The following is a 23,938-nucleotide window of genomic DNA, read 5'->3' as shown; positions in this document are numbered from 1 at the left end:
ACTTATGTTATGTGCTACGTTACTTGTAAATATATAGTTACCAAGGAATGTTTTACCTAGTTCCTTGCTCTAAGATATGTGATTAAAAGACCTAAGGGGTTGTGGTCGGTGTTGCATATACAAAACTACAAGATAACATTGTCGAAGGTAACATTACAGCTCTTATGTGCTGGCTTATAGCTTTAAACATAAGATTAATTTTTGAAAGGAGAACCTTATGGTTGTATATGTCTTAAATATTGATAATAAACCCTTAATGCCAACCACAAGGTTTGGTAAGGTAAGAAGGCTATTAAGGAATAAGAAAGCTAATGTAGTAAAAAGAACACCATTCACAATAAAACTACTGTATAGAACAGATAATAATGTTCAAGATATAACTTTGGGAGTTGATTCTGGATCTAAGTATATAGGTTTATCGGCTTCTACTGAAAACAAAGAAATATTTTCAGCAGAGTATGAACTGCGTAATGATATAGTTAAAAAACTATCGTCAAGACGTGAGTGCAGAAGAACTAGAAGAAATAGACTAAGACACAGAAAAGCTCGTTTTAATAACAGAGTATCATCAAAGAAAAAAGGTTGGCTTGCACCTAGTATTAGACACAAGGTTAATAGTCACTTAAAGATAATATCTGATGTATGTAGTATTATTCCAATCAAAAAGATTATTGTAGAGGTTGCAAGTTTTGATATGCAAAAGATTAAAAACCCCGATATATCGGGTGTTGAATATCAACAAGGCGAACAATTAGGATTTTGGAATATACGAGAATATGTATTGTTTAGAGATAACCATACTTGCCAACATTGTAAGGGAAAGAGCAAAGACCCTATATTAAATGTTCATCATATTGAATCAAGACAAACCGGAGGTAATAGTCCTAACAACTTAATTACTCTATGTGAGAGTTGTCATAATGCTTATCATAAAGGAAAGATTAAGCTTAATATCAAGAGAGGAAAGTCTTTAAAAGATTCAGCTTTTATGGGTATTATGCGTTGGGCTTTATACAACAGGTTAAAAGAGATATATGATGATGTGAGTTTAACTTATGGATATTTAACTAAGAATAAAAGGATAGAAAATAACCTACCTAAAGAACATAAAATTGATGCCTTTTGTATAGCAAATAATCTTAGTGCTAAGCTATCAGACACTACTTTTTATTTTAAGAAAGTTAGATGCCATAATAGACAAATACACAAAGCAAATTATCTTAAAGGCGGTATAAAGAAAAATAACCAAGCCTCGTATTTAGTTAAAGGCTTTAGGTTATTTGATAGAGTGAAATATCAAGATAAAGAATATTTTATATTTGGAAGAAGAAGTTCAGGACAATTCCATATTAGGGATTTGTCTGGAAACAAGGTAAATAAGGGTTCTATATCGTGTAAGAAATTAGAATTTATAGAGCCGAGGAAAACAGTATTAGTAGAAAGGAGATAAACAAGGATTAGGAAAATCCTAACCACGACTGAAGTCGGGATTTCCTTGTTTGGTTAGTATGACGAAGAATAAAAAGCTAATGGCAGTATCTGTCATAGCACTAATATTAATAATGACAAGTTGTAACAAGGATAAAAAGGTAGAACTTCCAACTAAATATATTGGTAGTGGAGAATTGGTTAAAATACCGGAAGAAAAGTTATCCATGAACCTTGATAATACAGCTTTTGCAACTCGAATAAAGACAACACCCGTAAAAAGCACATATAAATATATCGAGGTTGGTAAAGATATAGAGCAAGGCGATATTTACTTAAAAAGACTAATAGAAAAACCTATTGTTAAAGTTAATAAACCAGCTGGTAATATAACTAAAGTATACAAACACGATACGATATTAAAGGTTGAAAACGGTGATTTAATTGAGGTTGATGGCTTTAAGATAGAAAAACTAAAGTTTAAGCCTAGTAATCCTAATAATATCAAAGCTGGTGTATATCGTGTAGGAGAAGGCAATGTAAAAGCTGGATCGTATAAAGTAGAAGGAAATATTAAAGGAGTATTAATATACCCGATAATTCCAGATGTACCAACAGATTCTTTTGATATGGAAAATTCAAACGAGTTAATTACATTAGGGAAAAATGATGTAGTTATAGTAGAGAAAGGAACCAATCTGGTATTAGAAAACCAAACAGGATATCAAAATAATTCGATAGAAACTGAATCGAATAAAAAGACAGTAGAACAAAAGACTGATGGCGAAGAACAAATTGAAGATGATTCGTTTAATGTAGAAACGCCGCAATAATAGGAGAACAAATTGAAATTAATAATAGCAGAAAAAAAAGACATGGCACAGAAAATAGCGGATTCTATTGGTAAATTTACACCGGAAGATGGCTATTATGATGTTTTAGATTGTCATGTAACATGGACTTGGGGTCATTTATTTGGCTTAAAAGAGCCGAATGAATACGAAAATCAAGGATGGGATAAAAAATGGGCTGATAGTAGTATAGATGATTTACCTATGATTCCAAATAAATACCAATATAAACTAACAGGTAATAAAGATCAATTTAAAAAAATTGAAGATTTAATAAAAAGTAATAAATACGATGAAATAATTAACTCTTGCGATGCTGAAAGAGAAGGAGAGTTAATATTTAGACTTCTATATAATCACTTAGATATAGACGAGAACAAAACAAAGGTTACTCGTATGTGGTGTAATACAACGAATAAAGACGGACTTTTAAAAGCTTTAGAGGAAAGAAAAGACATAAAAGAGTATGACGGATATTACCTAGAGGCAGATTCAAGAAGTAAGGCAGACTGGCTAATAGGTATGAACTTATCAAGATTGTATATGTTTAAATTTTTCAGAAAGTTTGTAATAGGTCGTGTAATGACACCTACTTTATGTTTAATCATAGAAAGAGATTTAGAGATAGAAAACTTCGAAGAAAGTGATATATATAACCTCGTTGGAGAGTATAACGGATTTCAATTTAAAAGAAAGTTCGATACTCCTGAAGAGTGTGATAGATTTAAAGATTTAAAAGACTTTACAGTAGTAGATATAGTAGAAGAAAAGAAAAAGAAAAAAGCACCTAAATTATTTAAATTATCTACTTTGCAACAACAAGCCAATGTTGAATATGGATATACTTTGAAACAAACATTAAATATTTTAGAAAGTTTGTACTTAAAAGGGATAACATCATATCCGAGAAGTAATATGGAATATTTACCGGCAGACTTAGAAGAATCGTTCTCTGAAACACTAAAGAATTTATACTTAGCGTGGTTTATAGAAAAAGATGATATCGAAGGGGCTAAAAAGTGTATTAATGATGAGAAAGCACAAAAAGATGCACACTATGCAATTATAATTGTAAATACTAAAACAAAAGAAATTGACAATTTGTCTAAAGATGAAAGAAATATTTACGATTTAATTTCTAGAAGAATGATTGAAGCCACAATGAAAGATTTCGAATATATAGAACAAGATATTCAGCTTAATGATGAGTTTTCTGGAAAAAAACGAAAATCTACACAAGAAGGTTTTAATAAAATTCAATACAATAAATTACAATACAATGATAATTTGGATTTAAACAAAGGTCAAAACTTCCAATGTGATCTTGAAATTAAGAAAACAAAAACTAAGCCTAAACCAAGATTTACGGATGCAACAATTGTATCATCTATGGAAAATCTGAAAGACATTGACGAAAAATACAAAGGAGGAATTGGAACTCCTGCAACTAGAGATTCAATAATAGAAAAACTTGTTGAATACAAGTATATAGAAAGAAGTAAAAAGACATTAACATCAACTCCAATAGCAAGATTGTTGTACAAACTTTTATCAAAACAAATAAAAACTGTTGGTTTAACTGCTGCACTTGAAGAAAAATTAGAAGAAGTAAGATTAGGTAATATAGAACAAGAAACCTTCTTAAATTTCATAGAAAAATATATATTAAATGAAATAGATAGGGTAAAAGATTTGGATGATTTAAGAATAGAAGTTTGCGATTGCCCTTTCTGTGGCAAAAAGGTCTTAAATCAAGGGTTGAAATACGATTGCGAAAATGAAGATTGTAGTTTTGAGATATGGAAGAAAAATAAATATTTCGAAAGTTTCGGTATTAAAGAAAAATCAATAACAGATGATTTTGTAAAGCAATTATGTTCGTCTTCAGGGGTTATGGTAAAAGGATTAAAGAGTAAAAAAGGCGAAAAATACAGTGCTATTTTTAGTGTAAATGAAGAAGATGGCAAAACAAATATATCTGTAGATTTCCCTAAAAGAATGACTAAGAAATAAGGGGGTATTAAATGCAAGATAATAAAAAAACAGGATTTTTTGAAAAGATTTACAAAGCAACCTACGAAAATATGTCTGATGTTAAATTTGTGGGTTATGGTACAGCGATTTTAATCGTTTTAGCTATTTTGTTCTTTTTCTTTAATAAGAATTTGTTTGAGATAATTATTTCAAATCTTATAATCTTTGGATCTATAATGACTTTTGGAATAAGAGCTTATGTGAATTACAAAAAAGACAAACCGTTTTTAACAAAGGTATTGCCTTATGCAATGGTTCCGTTTATCGTTACGATAGTTATTGGCGTGTTTTTAAAATAAGGAGGTATAAATTTGAAAATATTTGATATTTCAAACGAAATTAATGAAGATAACAACAAGACAACAATTAAAGATGAAGAAGGTTTGATTTTAAATTTAGCTAAAGAATACAATAATAGCTATTTTAATAATGAACAAGCGTATAAATTAGATGATAACGAGCTATACGATAGAATAGATGAGTTTCTTCAATCAAACTACAAAATAAAGCTTAATCACATTACTAATGGATCTCAGATAAATAAGCTTATCAAAAACAATGATGGCCTTAATGACATAAACAATATATCATTTCTAATGTTTTTAAATTCATTGAAAAATAAGCAATTAGAAAACAAACAGAGAGAATACCAACAAAATAAAGATTTAGAATATAACAATCAACAATATTATAATAGAGATACAGATATGGATGGAATACCAGATTATATAGATGCTCACCCTCTACAAAATGATTTCATAGATTCAGATGGAGACGGAATGAAAGATGTCAATGATCCAAGACCATACTTCAACGACCTTGAAAGATAGTTTTAAATTATTAATCATATCAGCTATATATGGACTGGGTAACGGACTATTAATATTTTGTTTATTCAACAATTTAAAATATTTGTTTGTTTTAATAACTTTGCTTTTAAATGTTTTGGTAGTTTTTAACTTAAGAAAAAATTCTAGAAAGTTTACCTTAATATTAATAGATAGCTTACAAAAAAGTTTTTTTGAAATAGCAATATTTTTTGTGTATGGCATTTTCTTAAACTATATTAGCTTCTTAGTGCCTATGTCAAATCTTGTAATAGTAATTACTCTTACAATTTTAAGGGTCTTGTCATATAGGATATATGGTAATTATTGCAATAGTAAACAGACTAAAGTTAAATCTGTTAGAGAGTTTATAAAAAAGCTTAACACAAAAAAGACAGTTGAAAGAAAACAATTCATGTATTTTGTAGTAGGGCATACTTCAATAATTGTTTTAGCTTTTGTTATTAATTCATTAATGAAAAATCAAAATCTAACTATAGCAGAGATTATTTCAATAATAGTATCGATTGAGATTATTATTTTGTCGACAATACATTTATTAAAAAAGCCTTCATCACCGAAGGCTTAATTTTTTAGGAGGAAATTTTGGAAGATTATTTAAGTGATTTACAAAAATTCATAACATTTTCTACAAATGAATATGACGAGATATTAAATAAAAATATTTACGAAGATTTTCTAGAAGAAAAAGGAAAAATGTATTGCTTGTTTGACTGCTTCATTTACGAGGATATTTTCTATACAGCTCTTTATAAAATTGATTCTTTTATAGAAAAAATTATATTTGAAAGAGAAATAGAAAAAATAACCAATACTGATAATATTTTGTTATTTAAATTTAGTAGAAAAGAAGTATCTGATCTATTATATAAAAAAGATATTGAATTATTAGGTTTTGACATAAAATATCGTGATATTTGGCTTTTAAAGGGGCTTTTATATTCTCTTGATATAAATGGTCTTCTATATGTAAAAAACCTCCTTAAACAAGGTGTGAGAGGGTATAAAATTTTTGACTATGAAACAAATATTAAAATTAAAGAACCTAAGTTTCCGTTTTTGAAAATGATAGACTTAAAAAATAATTTTAAAAATACTTTATCTAAAGAAGAGATTAATAATCATTTAATTAGTGATTTAAATTATGATAATCCTATGGATAAAGTAAAAGAGCAATTTAATGTATACATAAAATTGTTAAATGAAAGAAATGGTTACTATAAAACTAGAGTTCAGTATTTGAATAAATTCAAAGATGCTTTAAATATGACAGATAGAGAATTAATCGGAAAGTTGGTGGAATGTGAAAATTGATTTAAAAAAATTCACAAAAGATTTTCCGAAAGAAATAAAGGCTTTTTTTGAAATAGCACAAAAAACAACAGAGAAACAATATATCAAATATAATCTAAAAGATTCAGGATATGTAGAGAATTTCTATGTGTATCTAAAATCTGGTGGAATACACGCTGCGACTAATAATTCTATATATAATTCTAACGATAGTTATTCTATAATTAATATAGACATAGATTCACAATATCCATCATTAATCTGTAATTATGATTTATTTCCAGATAGTTTCTCAGATGAATCTAGGAAAATCTTTAAAGGATTATTAAAAGAAAAAAATGAAAATGGCAATAAATCTCTAAAACCACTAATAAATAATTTTTACGGAAGTATTTTGCAAAAATCTAGCAAATATTATGATTTAGAAAAAGGAAGAGCAATTTGTTATTTAGGAGAAGATATTATGTTTAGGTATCTTCTCATGTTGATTAAATTTAAAGGCGTAATTTTAATCAACGTTAATACAGACGGTGTAATATTTTTAGTAAATAAAGACATAAAAGATAAGGTTTTAGATTTTACGGACAAATATTTTAATCAATTAGGGTTACAATATTCTACAAAGTATTTTACAAAGTTTTTTCAAAAAAACATAAACAATTATCTAGCCCAAGGAGAAGAAATAAAAATAAAAGGCGATATTTTAAAATACGGGATGGATTTATCTAAAGCCAAAATATATGAAGACTGCGATGTGGTAAAAAAAGCTGTAATAAATCATTTAATTAATAATGAAAGTGTAGAAAGCTATATTAATGAATGTAATGACTTAAAAGAGTTTTTAATATATAGAAATATTGGCGAGAGTTTTGATGAAGTGGTACAAGCCATAGGAAATATCAATATATCTCATAATTTCTCAATTAGGATATTAGCTAGTAAAGATAAGAAATACAATAATATATATAAAATAAAAGGAAACACAAATGTTTTAGTTAATTCGCTACCACCAAATCCTAGAGTAGCGATTAATTTAACCGATGATTATAACGATTTAGACAAAGATTATTATATAAATCTAGCGAAAAAAATAGCAAGTGAATATGTAAAAGGAGAGAATTTAATGCAATTAAGATTTATTCCATTATGTAAAGATTCAAAAATTCCAATTAAGGATTTTAATTATAAAAAACCATTATCATACAATCAAGTATTAGAATATTCAGATTATGGTCTTATCATTCCAGATGACTTAGTTCTTGTAGATGTAGATAACATAGAGCAAGGAGAAAAATTAGTAAAACTACTAAAAGATCTTAAAGTTCCAACAACTATAATGAGAACACCTAACGGATATCACTTTTACTTTAAAAAAGGAAAATATGATTTCACAAACGTTGTAAGACAAGTTACTCCAATAGGAATAACAGTAGATATAAAAGCTGGAGGTAAAGATTGTTATGCCAAAATATACGGAGAAAACGAAAATAGATATTTTCTCAACGGAGGATCTATTGAAGATATGTTTTCTAATTTGGTAGAATTGCCAATTTATTTATATCCTATGGCGAGAAACAAATATGATATATACAACATTGAACAAGGTCAAAGAAACAATACATTGTTTAAGTATATTTCAGAGTTATTCTATGAGAATTTCACAGTACAAAATGTTATAGACACAATTAGATTATTAAATATATACATACTTAATAATCCATTGCCTGTAAATGAAGTTGAGACTATGATTGAAAAAGACAAGTTAGATGAAAGATATAATGAATATCATGAGAAGTTTTCAACAAGAAAAATTAAAGGTAGTAATCATATACAAGACTATCAAAAGAATAAAATGGAAAAATTTGAAAATAATCTTGAAAGATATTGCGAAATAGCAAAAGAGTTATATAAGCTTTACGAAGTCATTTCTGTAAATGAACCATTTGATTACAAAGTTGTTAAGGAAAATGGAAAAACGGAAAAACAAAAAGTAGATTCAAAAGCTGTTATGTACTTTTACAGAAGCTACTTATTTAAGCATTATCCAAATTTATCTATAAAAGATAAAGAGGAAATCTTCGAGATTTTAGACATTTTATGCTACAACAGGGCTAAAAATCATGGATTTATCTAGTTTGTATAAGGCTTTTGATGATAACCCCGTTCTTTTCATAGTGGTTGTTTTGGTTTGTGTAAGTCTTTTTTTAACTCTTATAAAATTATTTTTTAAAAGATTAAAGCGAAAATTAAAAATAAACAGATACAAGAATTATGATTTTTCTAAAATAGATTATATGGATGGTATAGAGTTTGAAAATCTGATAGATGCAAAATTTCAAAAGATGGGATATACAACTAAACTTACAAAAGCTACGAAAGATTATGGGGTAGATTTAATTGCGACAAAAAATAAAAAGTCTATCGCAATTCAGATTAAAAGGTATAACAGGAATGTAGGTGTTAAAGCTATACAAGAGGTTATAGCGGCGAAGGCTTTCTATAAAACAGATACAGCTATGGTGTTAACAAATAGCTATTTTACAAAACCTGCTAAAAATCTTGCTAAAGAAACTAATGTAATTCTAATTGACAGAAGTAAATTAGCGAAGATTTTGTGATAAAATTATATTAAATATATTAGAGGAGTTTAGTGTGAAAAAGAAAAATTTAATGAAGAGAGTTCTTGCTACATCTCTAGCATTGTCAATGTGTATAGCACCGACAATCACAAAAGCAAGTGTAGAAAAGGTTGAAAGAATTTCTGGAAGAAACAGAATAGAAACATCAGTTAATATTTCTAAAAGTTCTTTTGAAAGTTCCGATAACGTTGTAATTGCTAATGGTTTTGATTTCCCAGATGCTTTATCATCTGGTCAATTAGCAGCAGCTCTAAATGCACCTCTGTTATTATCGTCATCTGATAAGCTTGACACAGAGACAAAATCGGAGATAGAAAGGTTAAATCCGAAAAATGTCTATATCGTAGGTGGAGAAAAAGCGTTAAATAAGGAAAGAATTGAACCGGAAATAAAGTCAATAACAAAGAACGCAAAAATTGAAAGACTAGCTGGAAGAGACAGATATGATACTTCGGTCAAAGTCATGGAAAAGACTAAAGAGTTCGTTGATCCTGAAAATCTACTAATCGTTAGTGGTAATAACTTCCCAGATGCCTTAGCAGCAGCAGGATATATGGCAAGTCATAAGTCTGTTATGGTCTTAAGTGACGGTGTTAATTATCCAAAATCTGAATTAAATGAGATTGCAATAGGCGGGAAAAACTTGTTGCCATTAAATGGTTTCACAGGAGAAAGAATTTCAGGTAAAGATAGATATGAAACAGCTTTAGAAATTGCCAAGAAATCATTTACTAATAACGATACAGCTATTTTATCAAATGCGAATGTGTTTGCAGATAGCTTATCAGCTGTAAGTCTAACTAAGAAATACAATGCACCGATAATACTAACATCTAATAAGAACTTAAATAAATCTTCAAAAGATTATTTAAACGGTTTGAAAAAGATTGTTATAGTTGGTGGAAAAGCTTCAGTCGAAGACAATATCTTACAAAACAAAACGATCGAAGAATTAGCAGTAAGACCTTCTAAAAAAGATACAAAACAACCTCAAAAGAAATTATATAACTTTGAGAAAGCTGTTGTAGAAAGAGTTGTAGACGGAGATATAATTGTTGTAAAGAGACAAAATGGTGTTTCTGAAAAAATCAGAATGGTATTAGTTAATACACCGGAAACTAAGCATCCGAAAAAAGGTGTAGAATACTTTGGTAAAGAGGCAAGTGCTTATACTAAAAAAATGCTACCAGCGGGAAAGACTGTATATTTAGAAAAGGATGTTTCCGAAAGAGATAGATATTCAAGACTATTAAGATATGTTTGGATAAATGAGCCAACTTCAAAAATAGATACAAAAGTATTAACAAACAATTGTTTCAACGCTATGCTTTTGGCTAATGGCTTCGCACAAGTATCAGTATTTCCACCAGATGTTAAATATGTAAACGAATTTAGACAAATTGAAAAAACAGCAAAAGATAATAATATAGGATTGTGGAAAGGTGGAGTTGTAGACAATAATACATCCACAAAGGAACCTTCAAATGAGCAAACAAAGCCTGTAGGTAGAGGCGTAATTCGTGGGAATAGAAAAAGTAAGATTTATCACATGCCGGGTCAAGCGTCCTACGATAAAATAAGCGATAAGAATTTAGTGCTATTCGAAACAGAACAAGATGCAATTAATGCGGGTTATAGAAAAGCGAAAAGATAAGATTAAAGGAGCTAGGTTATTACGCCTAGTTCCTTCTTTTTTTTAATTCCCCCGTAAAATCGGGGTTTTCGCTGGCGAAAAGTGATAAAGCTTGTTCAGTGACAGAATTTCTGTCCTTCATTTCTAGCCTTGAATGTATTTTTTCTATACTATCCAAAATAACAATTATTTGTGGGTATAACAAAATTAGGATATTGGAAATAAGGAGAAATTCAATGAATAAGAAATTATTATCAAAAGTTATGGCACTAGCAATTATTATGGGTTCTTGTTTGCCATACAACGTTTACGCAAACGATACAGTCGAATTAAACACGCAAAATAGTTATAAAGATATTTTGAAATATCTAGAGGATAAAGAAAATCAACGTAATAATGAAAGATTAGATAATTTATATGAAAAAGTAAAAGAAGAATTTGAAGATATTGAAGTCGAAGATAAGAGAACAGTTGAACCTCCAAAAGATGATTTAATATCTAACGGTTACATATCTAATGATGTAAAGGATAACAAAGAAAACAAAAAGGAAGACAAAAAGGAAGATAACGACAATAACGTAGACGATAGTAGTATATCAAACAAAATTAATGATGAAATGTTAGATAGTATTTATCTACCAAGAAAAGAAAAGTTGGTTAAAGATATAGATGAGATAATGCCTAAAATAACATACTCGCAAAAATTTTATTTAAGCGAATTAGTAAATATTTTAGACAAACAACTAAAATTAGAAAACAATGATAAAAATATTGAAAAAACTTTTGAAATAATTGAAAATGCTGTCGAAAGAATTAAAAAATCAATTATAGAAATTAAAGAAAATGATGATCACTCTATAAAAGACTACGTTGAGGGGATAACTAATCCTGTATATCAAAATAATAATGATGAAACATCAAATAATTCTGTAAATAACCCGAGTGCAGAACAATCTAGAGAAAACTCAAATGGAACCGTTAACAACCATTCTACAAATAGTACAAACGAAGATTTTTCATATAACCCACCAAAATCTTCTGAAAAGTTAGGAAGTGTTAAGGCTGCTGATAGACCTCTTGAAAGTACACCTAGTAATCAATCGTATTATGAATATGACAAATCTATGGGATATAACTTTGAAACTAGCACTCCGCAATCATCAAATAATGACACATCGCAAGTTAATGTAGGGGCAAGTAAGATTGAATCTAAGACTTCATCAGCTGATATCAAATTAGTCGATAAAAACAAAAAGCCTGTTAGCGACATTAAAGTCTCCCTAGAAAAAGACAAAAAGGTAGTGGGAGAGGCTATGAGTGATCAAACAGGAACTATAGTTTTAAACGCACTACAAAAAGGTAATTATAAACTAAAGGTTTTAGAAGTCGGACAAACTTTCAAAGCAGGTCAGGTTTTTGATGTTACATTAAAAGAAGATAATGAAAAGAAAGAATTCACCATTGAAAATAATATGGTTAAGATAACAAATGAAAAAAAACAAAAAACATATTATGAAGTTTACGATGGTTATACAGATAAGTTATTGAAAAAACTTGAATCTAATGATAAAGGTGAATTAGTGTTAAATAGCTTAAAATACGGGGCTTATTATTTTGTAATGGGAAATAATAAATCAAATACCATAACTGTAGATAAAAAGTTTGCAAATGCTACTGTAAATTTTGATAAAAACATGAAAGCAAAAGCAGTTCCTGTTGTTCAAGAAGATAATACAGTAGAAAAAGGATTTATCGAGGGAGATAAAGACAAAGACAAGAAATTAGAGCAAGAAATAGCTAATCAGGAAGTTAAATCTGAAAATAAAGAGAAATCTCCTATAATATTAGTATTAGGAGCATTAGGTGTAGCCTTATTAGGAGGCGTAGGATTCTTCTTTTATAAGAAGAAAAAAGGAAACAATCAAAATGATATAATGGATGATTTTGATTTATAAAAATTTAAAAAGGGGAGAGGATAATGACGGAATTAGATTTATCGCAATTCGATAAATTGCAAGTAGAACAAATAAAACTAGGATTAGAACAAGGACTAGATGTTAGTGTGTATGCAAAACCTGATTTTGATAGTTGGCAAATGTTGCAAATTAGGCTAGGGTTAGAAAACGGTGTTGACGTTAGTATATATGCTAAACCTGAATATGACGGCTGGCAAATGGAAGAGATTAGATTGGGATTAGAAGGCGATATTGATGTTAGTGTATATGCTAAGCCAAAATTTAATAGCTGGCAAATGGAAGAAATCAGATTCGGTTTAGAAAAAGGGATTGATTTGAGTATATATGCTAAGTCTGATTTTGATGATTGGCAAATGGAACAAATTGGGTTAGGTCTGGAACAAGGGCTTGATGTTAGTATTTATGCTAAGCCAGAGTTTGATAATTGGCAAATGGAACAAATAAGGTTGGGGTTGGAGAAAGGGCTTGATGTTAGTGTATATGCTAAACCTGATTTCGGCAGGAGACAAATGCAACAAATCAGATATGGGTTAGAGAGTGGTGTTGATGTTAGCGTATATGCAAAGCCTGAATTTGATGCAGCTCAAATGGGTATGCTTCGTGTAGGTTTGAAGCGTGGACTAGATATCACGTTATGTGCTAATCCAGAGTTAGACTATCTGACAATGTGGAGTATGCGTGGACATACTCAAAGGAGTACAAGTAGTTGTAAAGTAGTAGACTAAAAAGAATATATATTTTATGTAAAGGAAATTATTATGGACAATATCTACATCATTTTAGGATTATTTTTAGCTTTTTGTGTAATTCTTAAACTCTTGCTACCACGTCTAAAGGGTGCTATGGGTGAATCAGCTGTAAAAATCAAACTAAATAGTCTTGATAAAGAAAAATACAGAATTATAAACAACCTTGTTTTAGAAAACAAACAAGGTAATACAAAAACTACACAAATTGATCACCTAGTCGTTTCAAGATATGGTATATTTTCAGTCGAAACCAAAAATTATAAAGGTTGGATTTATGGATCAGAACACGCAAAAAAGTGGACGCAAAATATTTATGGAAATAAAACAAACTTCATGAATCCTATTTTGCAAAATTACGCCCACATAAAAGCAGTTGAATCAATTATACAAGATTCTTATCCTGACATGAGATATTTTTCAATAGTAGCTTTTTCACCAGAAGCTGAAATCAAATTTGAAGTGAAAAATTCTGTAGTTTGCAAAATATCACAAGTAGCTAAAAATATTGAAGAACTTTCATCAACAGAAATAATAAACGAAACAGATGTTGATAATATATTGAAGTTAATCGAAGAAAACAAACTAAATATAAGTAATAGAGAGCATGTAAAAAATTTAAAAGAAATAAAAAAATAACATTCGACATACTCAAAGGAGTACAAGTAGTTGTAAAGTAAGGTACTGTTGCAAAATAGAATAAAGCAAAAAACGGCCTACGCATATTGATATGTACCCTCTTTACTGGACAAACCAGTAAGGAGGGTATTTTTATGAAATATAGTTATGAATTTAAAAAAGAATGCGTACAGTTGTACAGAGAAGGAAGATGGGCGGATACACCTGAAGGAGTTAAAGAAAAGAGATTTCATGACACAATTAAAGAATGGTTTAAGTTAGAAGAAAAGCATGGTCCAGAAATTTTAAAACATGGAAATAATATCGAGTGGACAACTGATGAAAAGCTAGAAGTGGTAAGCAAAGTATTAGCTGGAAACACAATAGGTTCTGTAGCAATTGAAATAGGAATTAATCGTGGACAACTTTATTCATGGGTTAACAAGTATAAAATTTATGGATATAATGGTCTTGTAAATAAAAAGAAAGGTCGTAAACCTAAGAATACAACCATGAAAAAAACGAATATCCATGAAGCAAAAAAACTTAATGAATCCGAAAGAGAAGAACTCATAAGATTGAGAGCAGAAAATGAATATATAAAGGCAGAAAATGAAATAATAAAAAAAGAAATCGCCTTGAGAGAAAAGAACTACGCTGCGCAACTCAAGGCGAAAAAGCAGCGATTGTCAAAAAACTCAAAGAAAAAGGCTACAGACTAAAATATCTTTTAATAGCTATTGATTTGCCAAAATCAACATACTACTTTGAAATTAATAAAGTTGATGCTGTTAAGATTAGAAATAAAAATATAGAAAATAAAATATTTGATATATTTAACAATCATAAAGGAAGATATGGTGTAAGAAGAGTATATAGGGAATTATTGAATCAAGGATATACAATAAATCATAAAAAAGTACAGAGAATAATGCATGAATTAAAACTATTTGGCAAAAGACCTAGAGAAAAATATCATTCATACAAAGGGAAAGTAGGAAAGATTGCTGATAATATAATAGACAGAAATTTTAAAGCTAATAAGCCATTACAAAAATGGAGTACTGATGTATCTCAATTTAACTTTTCATGGGGTAAATGCTACATTTCTCCAATACTTGATATGTATACAAATGAAATAATCTCTTATGACTTATCCTTAAGTCCTAATTTAGAGCAAATATCTAATATGCTAATGAAAGCATTTAACAAATTTCCAATACTAAATAACTTAATATTGCATTCAGATCAAGGTTGGCAATACCAACATAAATATTATATAAGAGAGCTCAAGAAACATGGTATTATCCAATCAATGTCAAGAAAAGGTAATTGTTATGATAATTCAATTATGGAAACATTTTTTGGAAGATTAAAAAATGAAGTTTATTATGGTTACGAAAAGAGCTATAACTCTTTTGAAGAATTTTCGAAAGCAATAGAAAAATACATCTATTATTACAATAACGAAAGAATTCAGAAGAAAACAAAATGGATGCCACCTACAAAGTATAGGTTAGCATCCACTACAACTAATTAATTAAATATTGTGTCCAGTTTTATGGGTACACATCATATGCGAGCCGTTTTTTTTTTGATAAAATAAAGTTATGAACACCAAATCATTTTATCAAAATAAGCTTACCTTAAATCGTTCAGTTTTGCAACTAAGTTTGAACTTTAACACACAAACTTGCTTTGATGATGATGGGAAAGTTGGTTTAGTACAAAATTTAGTAGAAAGGATGGATTTAAATAAACTAATAAAATCGTACTCCAATTTAGGAAGAAAACCAGCTGTTGACCCAATCACAATGCTTCAAGTTCTAATCTACTGCTACAGTGAAGGGAAATTTTCTTCAAGAGAAATAGAAAAGTTTTGTAAATTTGACCTTAGAGCTAAATATTTGCTTAATGGCAAAAAAGCTCCAGATCACGCAACAATTAACAGATATAGAAAAAGACTAGAGCCATTCATTGAAGAAATACTATCAGAAAATACTAAAATACTTGTTGAAGATGGACACATAGACCTATCAAGTATATACATCGATGGAACAAAAGTAGAAGCATACGTAAATAGATATACATTTGTGTGGGAAAAAGCTATTCTTAAATATCAAGAAAATCTAAGAATTAAAATCATAAACCATTTTAATTTAGATTTTAAAACACCTCTAAAAACCGTAAAAAGTCTAATAGAACAAGAATTTAAATCAGTAAAAAAAGACGCTAAAAACATAGAATTTGTCTGTGTAAGAGGAAAAAGAAAAACACAAATACAAAGAGATTTTGAAACTTACGAATCCTGGATAAATAAATTAGACGAATATGAAAATCATCTAAACATAATGGGAGAAAGAAATTCATATTCAAAAACAGACCATGATGCAACCTTTATGAGAATGAAAGAAGATCATATGAAAAACGGTCAGTTAAAACCAGCATACAATATACAAGTTAAAACCAGCATACAATATACAACTTGCATCAACAGGTCAATTTGTAGTAGGAGTGTACGGTTCACACCATCCAAGCGATATGCACACACTTGCATTGTTCTTAAGAAAACTAAGTCCAAAATATAAAGAGAAATTAGACAAAATAGTATGTGACTCAGGATACGAATCAATAGAAAATTACACATACCTAAAAGAACATAACCTTAGAGCCTTCATAAAACCATCAAACTACGAAATATCAAAAACAAGAAAATTCAAAAAAGATATAAGCAAAAGAGAAAATATGATTTATGATGAAGATAATGACTACTACATTTGTGCTAACAATAAGAAATTAATAAGACAAAAAGATAGAGTATACACAAGAAAAAGCGGATTTAAAGAAGTTCAAAGAGTATATAGATGTTTTGAATGTAACAACTGTCCTTACCAAAAACAGTGTAACAAATATTCAAAAAAAGATAATCCACAAACAAAATCCTTAAGATATAACGAAGAATTCAACAAACTAAGATTAGAGTCATGCGAAAACATAACCTCTGAAGAAGGTATAGACGAGAGATTGAATAGATCAATTCAAGCTGAAGGAATGTTTTCAAAAATGAAAGAAGGACTTGAATACGATAGATTTAGACATAGAGGACTAAAAGGAGTACTTTGTGATGTTAACTTGTTAGTTCTTGGAATTAATTTAAACAAGTTACATAAAAAATTATTGAATAATCAATACGAAATAATCAAATATACAAAAGCCTCTTAATTAAAAAACGAGATTTTTTAACACGCATTGAGAAAAAAATCCCCCATCCTCTATAGGTGGGGGATGAATTTCGGTGAACAATGCGTAACTATTGAATTTATAACAAATTTATAGCATAAGCAAGGAGAAAAGGATGAGAAAGAAAAAAGGAGTAAAAAACAAAGCAATAAAATACAGATTATATCCAACGACTGAACAAGAAATATACTTTTCTAAATGCTTTGGATGTTGTAGAAAAATCTGGAACTTGATGCTTTGTGATAGAGAAAAATCATATAAAGAAACTGGAAAATCTGTTAAAAATACACCTGCTTTATATAAATCTGAATATCCTTATCTTAAAGAGGTTGATTCATTAGCCCTTGCCAATGTATATCTTGACTTAGAACTTGCATATAAGAGATTTTTCAATAAAAAGGGTGGTTATCCTAAGTTTAAGTCATTAAAGAAATCAAGAAAATCATACACTACTAATAATCAAAATGGAACTATAGCTATTACGGATAACGCAATAAAACTACCGAAAGCAGGCTTTGTTAAAGCTAAGATTCATAGACAACCTAAATCTGATTGGAAATTAAAATCAGCAACAATTTTTCAAACTACAGATGGTCTTTATTTTGTGTCTGTTATCTTTGAGTATGAAGAAAATATAGACAAGATTACTAACTTTGATAATTGTATAGGACTAGATTATAAGTCAGATGGTTTGTATATGGATAGCTTTGGTAATGTAGGAGATAATCATAAATTTTATCGTGAAAGTCATAAGAAACTTGCGAAAGAACAAAGACGTTTGTCTCGTAAAATAGGCTCTAAAAAGAACGAAACTAAGTCAAATAACTACTTAAAACAACTTAAAAAGGTCAATAAGATTCATAGACATATCTCAAACCAAAGACTAGATAATCTGCACAAAAAGTCTAACGAGATAGCCAATCGTTATGATATCGTATGTGTAGAAAATCTTAATATGAGAAATATGTCTAATAAAGGGTTTAAAAACGGAAAAGCCACTATGGATAACGGATATGGTATGTTCTTAAATTTCTTAGCATACAAGCTAAATGATAGAGGAAAATACTTTATCAAAGTCGATAAGTGGTTTCCGTCAAGTCAGATATGTAGTGTTTGTGGTGCTAAAAAGAAAATACCATTAAACGAAAGAACTTATATTTGTGAGTGCGGAAATGTCATTGATAGAGACTTGAACGCTGCAATAAACATAAAAAAAGAAGGACTAAGACTACTAAAAGAAATGGTAGCCTAAAATAATATATTCGTAGGCTAGGAACTAGCCGAAGTTACGCTTGTGGACTTTGTGTAAGACGATTAATCTGTTTTGATTTATCAATCAGATTTATCGCAGTAGAGAATGAAGCAAGAAGCCCCCACTTCAAAAGCTGTTAAGCTTTAAGTGGTGGGTAGTTCACTAGGCTTAGTTTTGTGTGCTCTTTTTCAAAAAAAATTGCGTTAAACGTAAAAATTGTATTAATAAATAAGCAGCTTGGGTTTGAGTATTCATCAAAGTTATAGGAAATTATGAAAAAATAAGAGAGTGTATCAAAATTTAATCATTCTGACACACCCTCTTCTTCTCCTAAAAACTTGTTCTATTCTCCCAAAAACTTATCTTTTATATTTCTCTTTCAACATCATCATTATCTAATATGTTTTTGTTTTCTTTATCTAATGTTTTTTCGTTAAAATCATTTTCGACATTGTAAAAGTCGTTATAATCCCTATAATCTATATAATCAAGGCTATTTTGATCTAGGTTATAGTCTTGCATATTGTCATAAATGTTTTGAAAGTTTTCTTCAATTTTTTCAGAAGCGTTTATGTTTTTTATTTCATAACAAACGCTGTCAATTTTATCTGTTAAATCCGTATACTCTAATTTTGATATTTTCCCACTATAAAAGTCATCGCTTATTTTTTTTGATAGCTCGTCAATGCTAGAGTTAAAATCTTCTGTAATTGTTGATAATTCTTCTTTTAGTTTTTCAAAATCTTCGACATTAAAGTTTTCTTTAAGCTTTTCTAATAGTTTTTCAACATTAGATAAATTCTTATATAAGTGATTAAATTCGATATCACCTTCATCGATATTTTTGTTTTCGATATTGTTTTCTCTGTTTTCATTTTTAGTCAAAGAATCCTGTAAATTGTCATAGCTTTTTATGATGTTATAATCATCGGGATTTAATTCAGAATATGATTTTAAAACTTCAGAATATTTGTCTTTATTTTCGTTGTTTCCTATATTTAAATGTTTATTAAGATTCATTAAGTTTTGATTTAAATACGATGTAACATTTCCTAAAACTCTAAAAAACTCGTAAGCTACTTGGCTACCTCTATTTAAATCGTCTACATATTGGTTGTGCATGGTTTTCTCCTTTGCTTTCTTTTTTTGTTTTTATTATATACCCGTTATAAATTAGCTTGTTACATTGTTATTTTGTTGTTTATGACAGTTGCTCTTGCCTGTTTATCTGGAACTTCTCAATCGTGTATCTTCTGTGGGTATAACAAGGGTGGAAGGATGTGAAAATATTTTGAAAAAACATAAATTATTAGTTATGGCTTTAATTACAATGCTTCTTTTAGCGGGTTGTTCATCCAAAGATTCTAAAAACGATGAAAATGTACTCGAACCTGAAAAAGGTGCTTCGTTCATCAGTTTAAAGAAAAAAGAAAAAGAAAAGAAAGACAATATCATAAAGCAGAAAGAAAGAGTTAAAGAAGAAAATTCGACAAAACCTAAATTAGAAATAAATAAAGATAACAATCAAATTAAAGTTACCAATAAAGATAAAAATGAGTCTAAAACTAATGGCTACAAGAACGAGACAGGAATAAAGAAAGCTACGAAAGATGAAAAAGTGTTGCCGTCTACACCTGAGAAAGAAAGAGGCGAATCTTTAGCTGTAAGACCTAAGAAAAATGAAATAAAAGAAAAAGAGTGCGGGAAGATAGTTGTCGAAGATAAAAAAGGGAAAACAGTATCTGTTAAAGAAGACAAAGGGCCGAGCAATCAGATTAAAGGTAACTAAAAATGTTTAAGAAAATTCTAATATCATTAATTCTATCAATTTTGATTATAGTCGGGCTGTATAATGCAGAGCAATTCGTGTCAAATGTAGAAGATGATAAATATATAAAAAAGACAGAGTTGGCAGATTTTAAAAAGCCAGAAAATCTGAAGGATATATCTTTTAACAAAACTAGCTCAATTATCGACAATGATGCTTTAACAAAAGCAAATAAAGATTACATTGGATGGCTGACAATTGAAGGAACAAATATAAATACTCCTGTTGTGAAATCAGATTTTTATTTCAGAAAGAATTTCAAAAAGAAATACTCTTTAGCAGGAACTCCGTTTATTCCAAAATACAATCCAGAAAGCAATATAAAATCTATTTTTGGACATAATCTAGGCTATGGCAGAACTGATGCTTTTCATGATATTACAAATTATTCCGACAAAAATTATTACAACAGTCATCAAACTGTATACTTTACTGAAAACAAGGTTAAAGGAAATAAATACAAAGTTGTGGCTTTTCTCAATTACTCAACAGAAAATAAGTTCAATTATCTAGATGTTAATTTTAAAACATCGAAGGATTTTGTTGACTGGAAACTAAATATTAAGAATCTATCAAAATACACTGATGAAAACTTTGAAAACATTCAATTTAATAACGGAAAAATTTTAATACTTTCCACTTGCCATTCTACAACGTGGTCAGACGATGGAATAAGGTCTGTTTTAATTTGCTATAGTCCAGAAAGATTAAAAAACATAAACATAGACTATTACAACTCTACTGACTTGTAATGGTCAATATGGCAAGAATAGATGTAGTTTAGTGCAATTCTAAACCTTGCCAAAGTCAAAATAGCCATGTTTGTAAAAATTAAGGAGGTTTTTAATGAATTTTAAAAATGGCATTAAAAAGATAGGAGCTGGCTTAGCTTTATCAGCTATGCTTTTAACATCAGTTGTTCCTATCAATTCATTTGCGGCAGACACAAAGCCAGTGTATACAATCAATATTAAAGCTGCAAATAACGAAACTGATGGAGCTGAATACGAAGTTATTAGAACTAAGAAAGTAACGAACACAGGTGAAACAGTAAACGAAAAAACACCGGTATCAATTCAAAAGGTTGTTTTGAAAAACGGAACTGCACAAGTAAAGGTAAATGAAAAAGGTGTATATCAATTAAAGCCAATTAGACGTGCAGCAGGTCATTTATTAGATATAAGAGATGACGGTAAAACAGCACAAGTTGAATTTCCTAGAATTGAAAAAGGTGTTGAATCAAAAACTCAATCATTTGAATTCCAAACAAAAAATAGACCGTTAAACATTGGTGCTGAATTCATCAAATATGGCGATGATACAGTTAGTCCATTGGAACATGTTACATTTGAGTTAAGACAAACTCATAAGCCAAAAACAATTGGTAATGACAATAAAGTTACTGAATGGGAATCTATTCCAAAAGAAACACAAGATAAGAATAAACAAACTTATACAACAAAAGCTGATGGTAAAGTTGTTTATAATAATCTACCTGAAGGTAAATATGAGTTAGTTGAAACAGTTTCAGCCGAAAAACACGAAGTTAATAAAAATGTTAACACATTTACAGTTACACAAGAAAATAACAAGGCTGTAATTAAAGATTCAACAATTACAAATGTAAAGAAGTTAGTAAACTATCTTTCACCAGTTCCAGAAAAAAGAATTGTTGAGCCACAAGGAGAAGTTTTAGAAAATACAATTAACGTTGAAACACCTTATGTGTACAATTTAAAAGTAAAAGCTCCTACTGACATTAAAGAATATACAGTATTCAAAATGAAAGATAAATTAGATGACAGATTGCAATTGTTAGATGTTTTATCGGTTACTCAAACAGGTAACGATAAACTTAATGTTGTTACAAAAGAAGACTTAGCTAAAATTGTTACTATTAAAGGCAATGAATTAACTGTAGATCTTAAATCTAAAATTAAAGATTTAGAACCAGGTAAAATGATTAATGTATATGCTAAGGCTAAAGTTAAAGGAACTGTTGTAACAAAAATAACTATCGAAAATGATTACGACTTATTCTATAACAATGGTAAAGACGGTCAACCAGATGTTGAACATAAAAAAACATCAAACAAAACAAAAACTACTCCACATTTTGGTTCTGTAAAATTTGTTAAGACACAATCTGATGGTAAAACTCCACTAGATGGTGCAAAATTCAGAATTTTCAGATTAGATACTGAAAAACCATTTGTACCAGTTAAACCGGGAGATAAAACTACAGAAACAATTAAATTCCAAAACGTTAAGAATTTAAAAGAAGCACAATCATCTAAAGCATTTGTATTACCAAGTACAGCTAAAGAATACGCAGATGTAGTTACAGCTAAAGATGGCGTTGTAGAATTCAAAAACTTACCATATGGTGAATATGTTGTATACGAAATCGAAGCACCTGATAACTATAGAATTAAAGAGGATTCTATACCTTTCACAATCAACGAAAAAACTGAAACAATCACTTTACAAAACGTTAAAAACTTTAGTAAAGAAGAAGTTGTTCCAGGAACAGGTACTAAAGGTGCTATGATATTTGCCACTATCGGTATTGGTTTACTAGCAGCAAGCTATTTTGTAGTAAAAAGACAAGAAAGAAAAACAGTACAAAGCAGATAATACTAGGTAGAAATAAGGGAAAAAAGACACGATAATTTCGGAGGTTGATTTATATTAAAGATACAAAGTCAAATATGCTATCAAAGGTATTATTAATTTTAGGAATTATCGTGCTTTTAATTCCTATAGGGTTAAATATCAAGTATAAAATTAATAATAGAATAGTTATAAAATCATTTAAATCGCAGGAAGTTAAAGAATCTAAAAAAGATTCAGATAACACAGGTCTTGATAATGTCATAAGAGGAGAAGGTATAAACGAGTTACTAGAAAAAGATAAGCCTATTGGTATAATTAGTATTCCAAAGATAAATGAAGAAATACCGATATATAAAGATATAGAGGGTATGCTTGATTTAAACTTGGATAGAGGTGTTGTACTATTATCAAGAAATACTATGTTAAAAGATATAAAAAATCACAAAAAAGTTAATCAAGAAGTTTTATCACTAGACCCAAATCAAAATGCAAACATGGTAATAACAGGTCACAGAGGAACTTTAAATACTAATCAAAATATCTTTAAGAATTTAGATAAGATTGATAAAGGCGATAGGTTTTATATTGATAATGGTAAGAAATTATTAGAATTCAAGGTATATGAAATAAAAGTAATAGATCCAAAACAAGGTAATTTAATATATAATGACAAGCCATTTAATCAATCAACTTTAGTAACTTGTACACCTTATCTTATTAATAATAAAAGACTGATTATTTCTGCTGGATTATCTAAAGTTGCAGATAATACAGATTCTAAGATTTTAAATGAAATTAATAAAAGCAAATCTAAAGATTTTTTTAATAATTTAATTTTAGCTAATTCTATAAACCTATTAATAATCTTAATTTTAATTGGGTTAATAATAAGCTTTGTAATTAAAAGAATGAAAACCAAAAAGACTAGGAGGTAAA

Annotated in this window: 23 protein-coding genes; 22 read left to right on the top strand and 1 reads right to left on the bottom strand. The window is 29.0% G+C overall.

Going from position 1 to position 23,938, the window contains the following annotated elements; translation table 11 throughout:
- Positions 1 to 217: 217 nt before the first annotated feature.
- The 18 genes from iscB to FMG_RS09300 all read left to right on the top strand — a co-directional run bounded on the left by iscB (position 218) and on the right by FMG_RS09300 (position 18,558).
- Positions 218 to 1,450 (top strand): RNA-guided endonuclease IscB, encoded by a 1,233-nt coding sequence (gene iscB / locus FMG_RS09390; protein WP_012289982.1) that lies wholly within the window; start codon positions 218 to 220, stop codon positions 1,448 to 1,450.
- Between the two features lie 58 nt (positions 1,451 to 1,508).
- Positions 1,509 to 2,261, top strand: coding sequence for a hypothetical protein (locus tag FMG_RS09385; protein WP_148161041.1), 753 nt, complete (start codon positions 1,509 to 1,511; stop codon positions 2,259 to 2,261).
- A 12-nt stretch (positions 2,262 to 2,273) separates the two neighbouring features.
- Entirely contained in the window at positions 2,274 to 4,292 is a 2,019-nt protein-coding gene (locus FMG_RS09380; RefSeq protein WP_012289980.1) for a DNA topoisomerase, read from the top strand.
- 11 nt (positions 4,293 to 4,303) lie between these two features.
- The gene (locus FMG_RS09375; RefSeq protein ID WP_012289979.1) at positions 4,304 to 4,612 is read left to right on the top strand and encodes a hypothetical protein; all 309 of its coding nucleotides are present in this window, start codon (positions 4,304 to 4,306) and stop codon (positions 4,610 to 4,612) included.
- A 12-nt stretch (positions 4,613 to 4,624) separates the two neighbouring features.
- Entirely contained in the window at positions 4,625 to 5,143 is a 519-nt protein-coding gene (locus tag FMG_RS09370) for a hypothetical protein (RefSeq protein ID WP_012289978.1), read from the top strand.
- Between the two features lie 253 nt (positions 5,144 to 5,396).
- Positions 5,397 to 5,729 (top strand): hypothetical protein, encoded by a 333-nt coding sequence (locus FMG_RS09725; RefSeq protein WP_148161040.1) that lies wholly within the window; start codon positions 5,397 to 5,399, stop codon positions 5,727 to 5,729.
- Between the two features lie 17 nt (positions 5,730 to 5,746).
- Entirely contained in the window at positions 5,747 to 6,475 is a 729-nt protein-coding gene (locus tag FMG_RS09360; protein ID WP_012289976.1) for a hypothetical protein, read from the top strand.
- The gene (locus FMG_RS09355; protein ID WP_012289975.1) at positions 6,465 to 8,588 is read left to right on the top strand and encodes a primase C-terminal domain-containing protein; all 2,124 of its coding nucleotides are present in this window, start codon (positions 6,465 to 6,467) and stop codon (positions 8,586 to 8,588) included. The genes FMG_RS09360 and FMG_RS09355 overlap by 11 nt, the downstream gene beginning before the upstream one ends.
- Complete coding sequence (locus FMG_RS09350) at positions 8,575 to 9,072, top strand: restriction endonuclease (protein ID WP_012289974.1); 498 nt, start codon at positions 8,575 to 8,577, stop codon at positions 9,070 to 9,072. The genes FMG_RS09355 and FMG_RS09350 overlap by 14 nt, the downstream gene beginning before the upstream one ends.
- Before the next feature lie 34 nt (positions 9,073 to 9,106).
- Positions 9,107 to 10,747 carry a cell wall-binding repeat-containing protein gene (locus FMG_RS09525; RefSeq protein ID WP_012289973.1) on the top strand — a complete coding sequence of 547 codons (1,641 nt, stop codon included), beginning with the start codon at positions 9,107 to 9,109 and terminating at the stop codon, positions 10,745 to 10,747.
- A gap of 215 nt (positions 10,748 to 10,962) precedes the next feature.
- Positions 10,963 to 12,681, top strand: a complete 1,719-nt coding sequence (locus tag FMG_RS09335) for a SpaA isopeptide-forming pilin-related protein (protein ID WP_012289972.1) — start codon at positions 10,963 to 10,965, stop codon at positions 12,679 to 12,681.
- 23 nt (positions 12,682 to 12,704) lie between these two features.
- Positions 12,705 to 13,427 (top strand): hypothetical protein, encoded by a 723-nt coding sequence (locus tag FMG_RS09330; protein ID WP_012289971.1) that lies wholly within the window; start codon positions 12,705 to 12,707, stop codon positions 13,425 to 13,427.
- A 33-nt stretch (positions 13,428 to 13,460) separates the two neighbouring features.
- Positions 13,461 to 14,087: a nuclease-related domain-containing protein gene (locus tag FMG_RS09325; RefSeq protein WP_012289970.1), complete on the top strand. Its 627-nt coding sequence runs from the start codon at positions 13,461 to 13,463 to the stop codon at positions 14,085 to 14,087.
- Positions 14,088 to 14,221: 134 nt separating this feature from the next.
- Positions 14,222 to 14,788: a helix-turn-helix domain-containing protein gene (locus FMG_RS09320; RefSeq protein WP_012289969.1), complete on the top strand. Its 567-nt coding sequence runs from the start codon at positions 14,222 to 14,224 to the stop codon at positions 14,786 to 14,788.
- Positions 14,752 to 15,606, top strand: a complete 855-nt coding sequence (locus tag FMG_RS09315; RefSeq protein WP_148161039.1) for an IS3 family transposase — start codon at positions 14,752 to 14,754, stop codon at positions 15,604 to 15,606. The genes FMG_RS09320 and FMG_RS09315 overlap by 37 nt, the downstream gene beginning before the upstream one ends.
- A 70-nt stretch (positions 15,607 to 15,676) precedes the next feature.
- Complete coding sequence (locus FMG_RS09890; protein WP_012289967.1) at positions 15,677 to 16,654, top strand: transposase; 978 nt, start codon at positions 15,677 to 15,679, stop codon at positions 16,652 to 16,654.
- Entirely contained in the window at positions 16,608 to 17,288 is a 681-nt protein-coding gene (locus FMG_RS09885; protein ID WP_041250690.1) for a transposase, read from the top strand. The genes FMG_RS09890 and FMG_RS09885 overlap by 47 nt, the downstream gene beginning before the upstream one ends.
- Positions 17,289 to 17,421: 133 nt before the next feature.
- A complete protein-coding gene (locus tag FMG_RS09300; protein ID WP_012289965.1) occupies positions 17,422 to 18,558 on the top strand; it encodes an RNA-guided endonuclease InsQ/TnpB family protein in 1,137 nt (378 codons plus the stop codon).
- Between the two features lie 366 nt (positions 18,559 to 18,924).
- On the opposite strand, the gene FMG_RS09295 is transcribed toward FMG_RS09300, so the two are convergent.
- Positions 18,925 to 19,680, bottom strand: coding sequence for a hypothetical protein (locus tag FMG_RS09295; protein ID WP_012289964.1), 756 nt, complete (start codon positions 19,678 to 19,680; stop codon positions 18,925 to 18,927).
- A 169-nt stretch (positions 19,681 to 19,849) separates the two neighbouring features.
- Here FMG_RS09295 and FMG_RS09290 point away from each other — a divergent pair, with 169 nt between their 5' ends.
- The 4 genes from FMG_RS09290 (at position 19,850) to FMG_RS09275 (ending at position 23,937) form a co-directional block, all read left to right on the top strand.
- Positions 19,850 to 20,347 carry a hypothetical protein gene (locus FMG_RS09290; RefSeq protein WP_158297421.1) on the top strand — a complete coding sequence of 166 codons (498 nt, stop codon included), beginning with the start codon at positions 19,850 to 19,852 and terminating at the stop codon, positions 20,345 to 20,347.
- 2 nt (positions 20,348 to 20,349) lie between these two features.
- Positions 20,350 to 21,138, top strand: a complete 789-nt coding sequence (locus tag FMG_RS09285) for a class B sortase (RefSeq protein WP_012289962.1) — start codon at positions 20,350 to 20,352, stop codon at positions 21,136 to 21,138.
- 94 nt (positions 21,139 to 21,232) lie between these two features.
- Complete coding sequence (locus FMG_RS09280) at positions 21,233 to 23,023, top strand: SpaH/EbpB family LPXTG-anchored major pilin (protein ID WP_012289961.1); 1,791 nt, start codon at positions 21,233 to 21,235, stop codon at positions 23,021 to 23,023.
- A 74-nt stretch (positions 23,024 to 23,097) separates the two neighbouring features.
- A complete protein-coding gene (locus FMG_RS09275; protein WP_041250688.1) occupies positions 23,098 to 23,937 on the top strand; it encodes a sortase in 840 nt (279 codons plus the stop codon).
- The last annotated feature ends 1 nt before the right edge of the window (position 23,938 follow it).

This window comes from Finegoldia magna ATCC 29328 (genome assembly GCF_000010185.1).
Taxonomy (GTDB): Bacteria; Bacillota; Clostridia; order Tissierellales; family Peptoniphilaceae; genus Finegoldia; species Finegoldia magna_H.
Note: the sequence above shows the minus strand (reverse complement) of the source record. Positions and strands in the feature narration are given on the sequence as shown.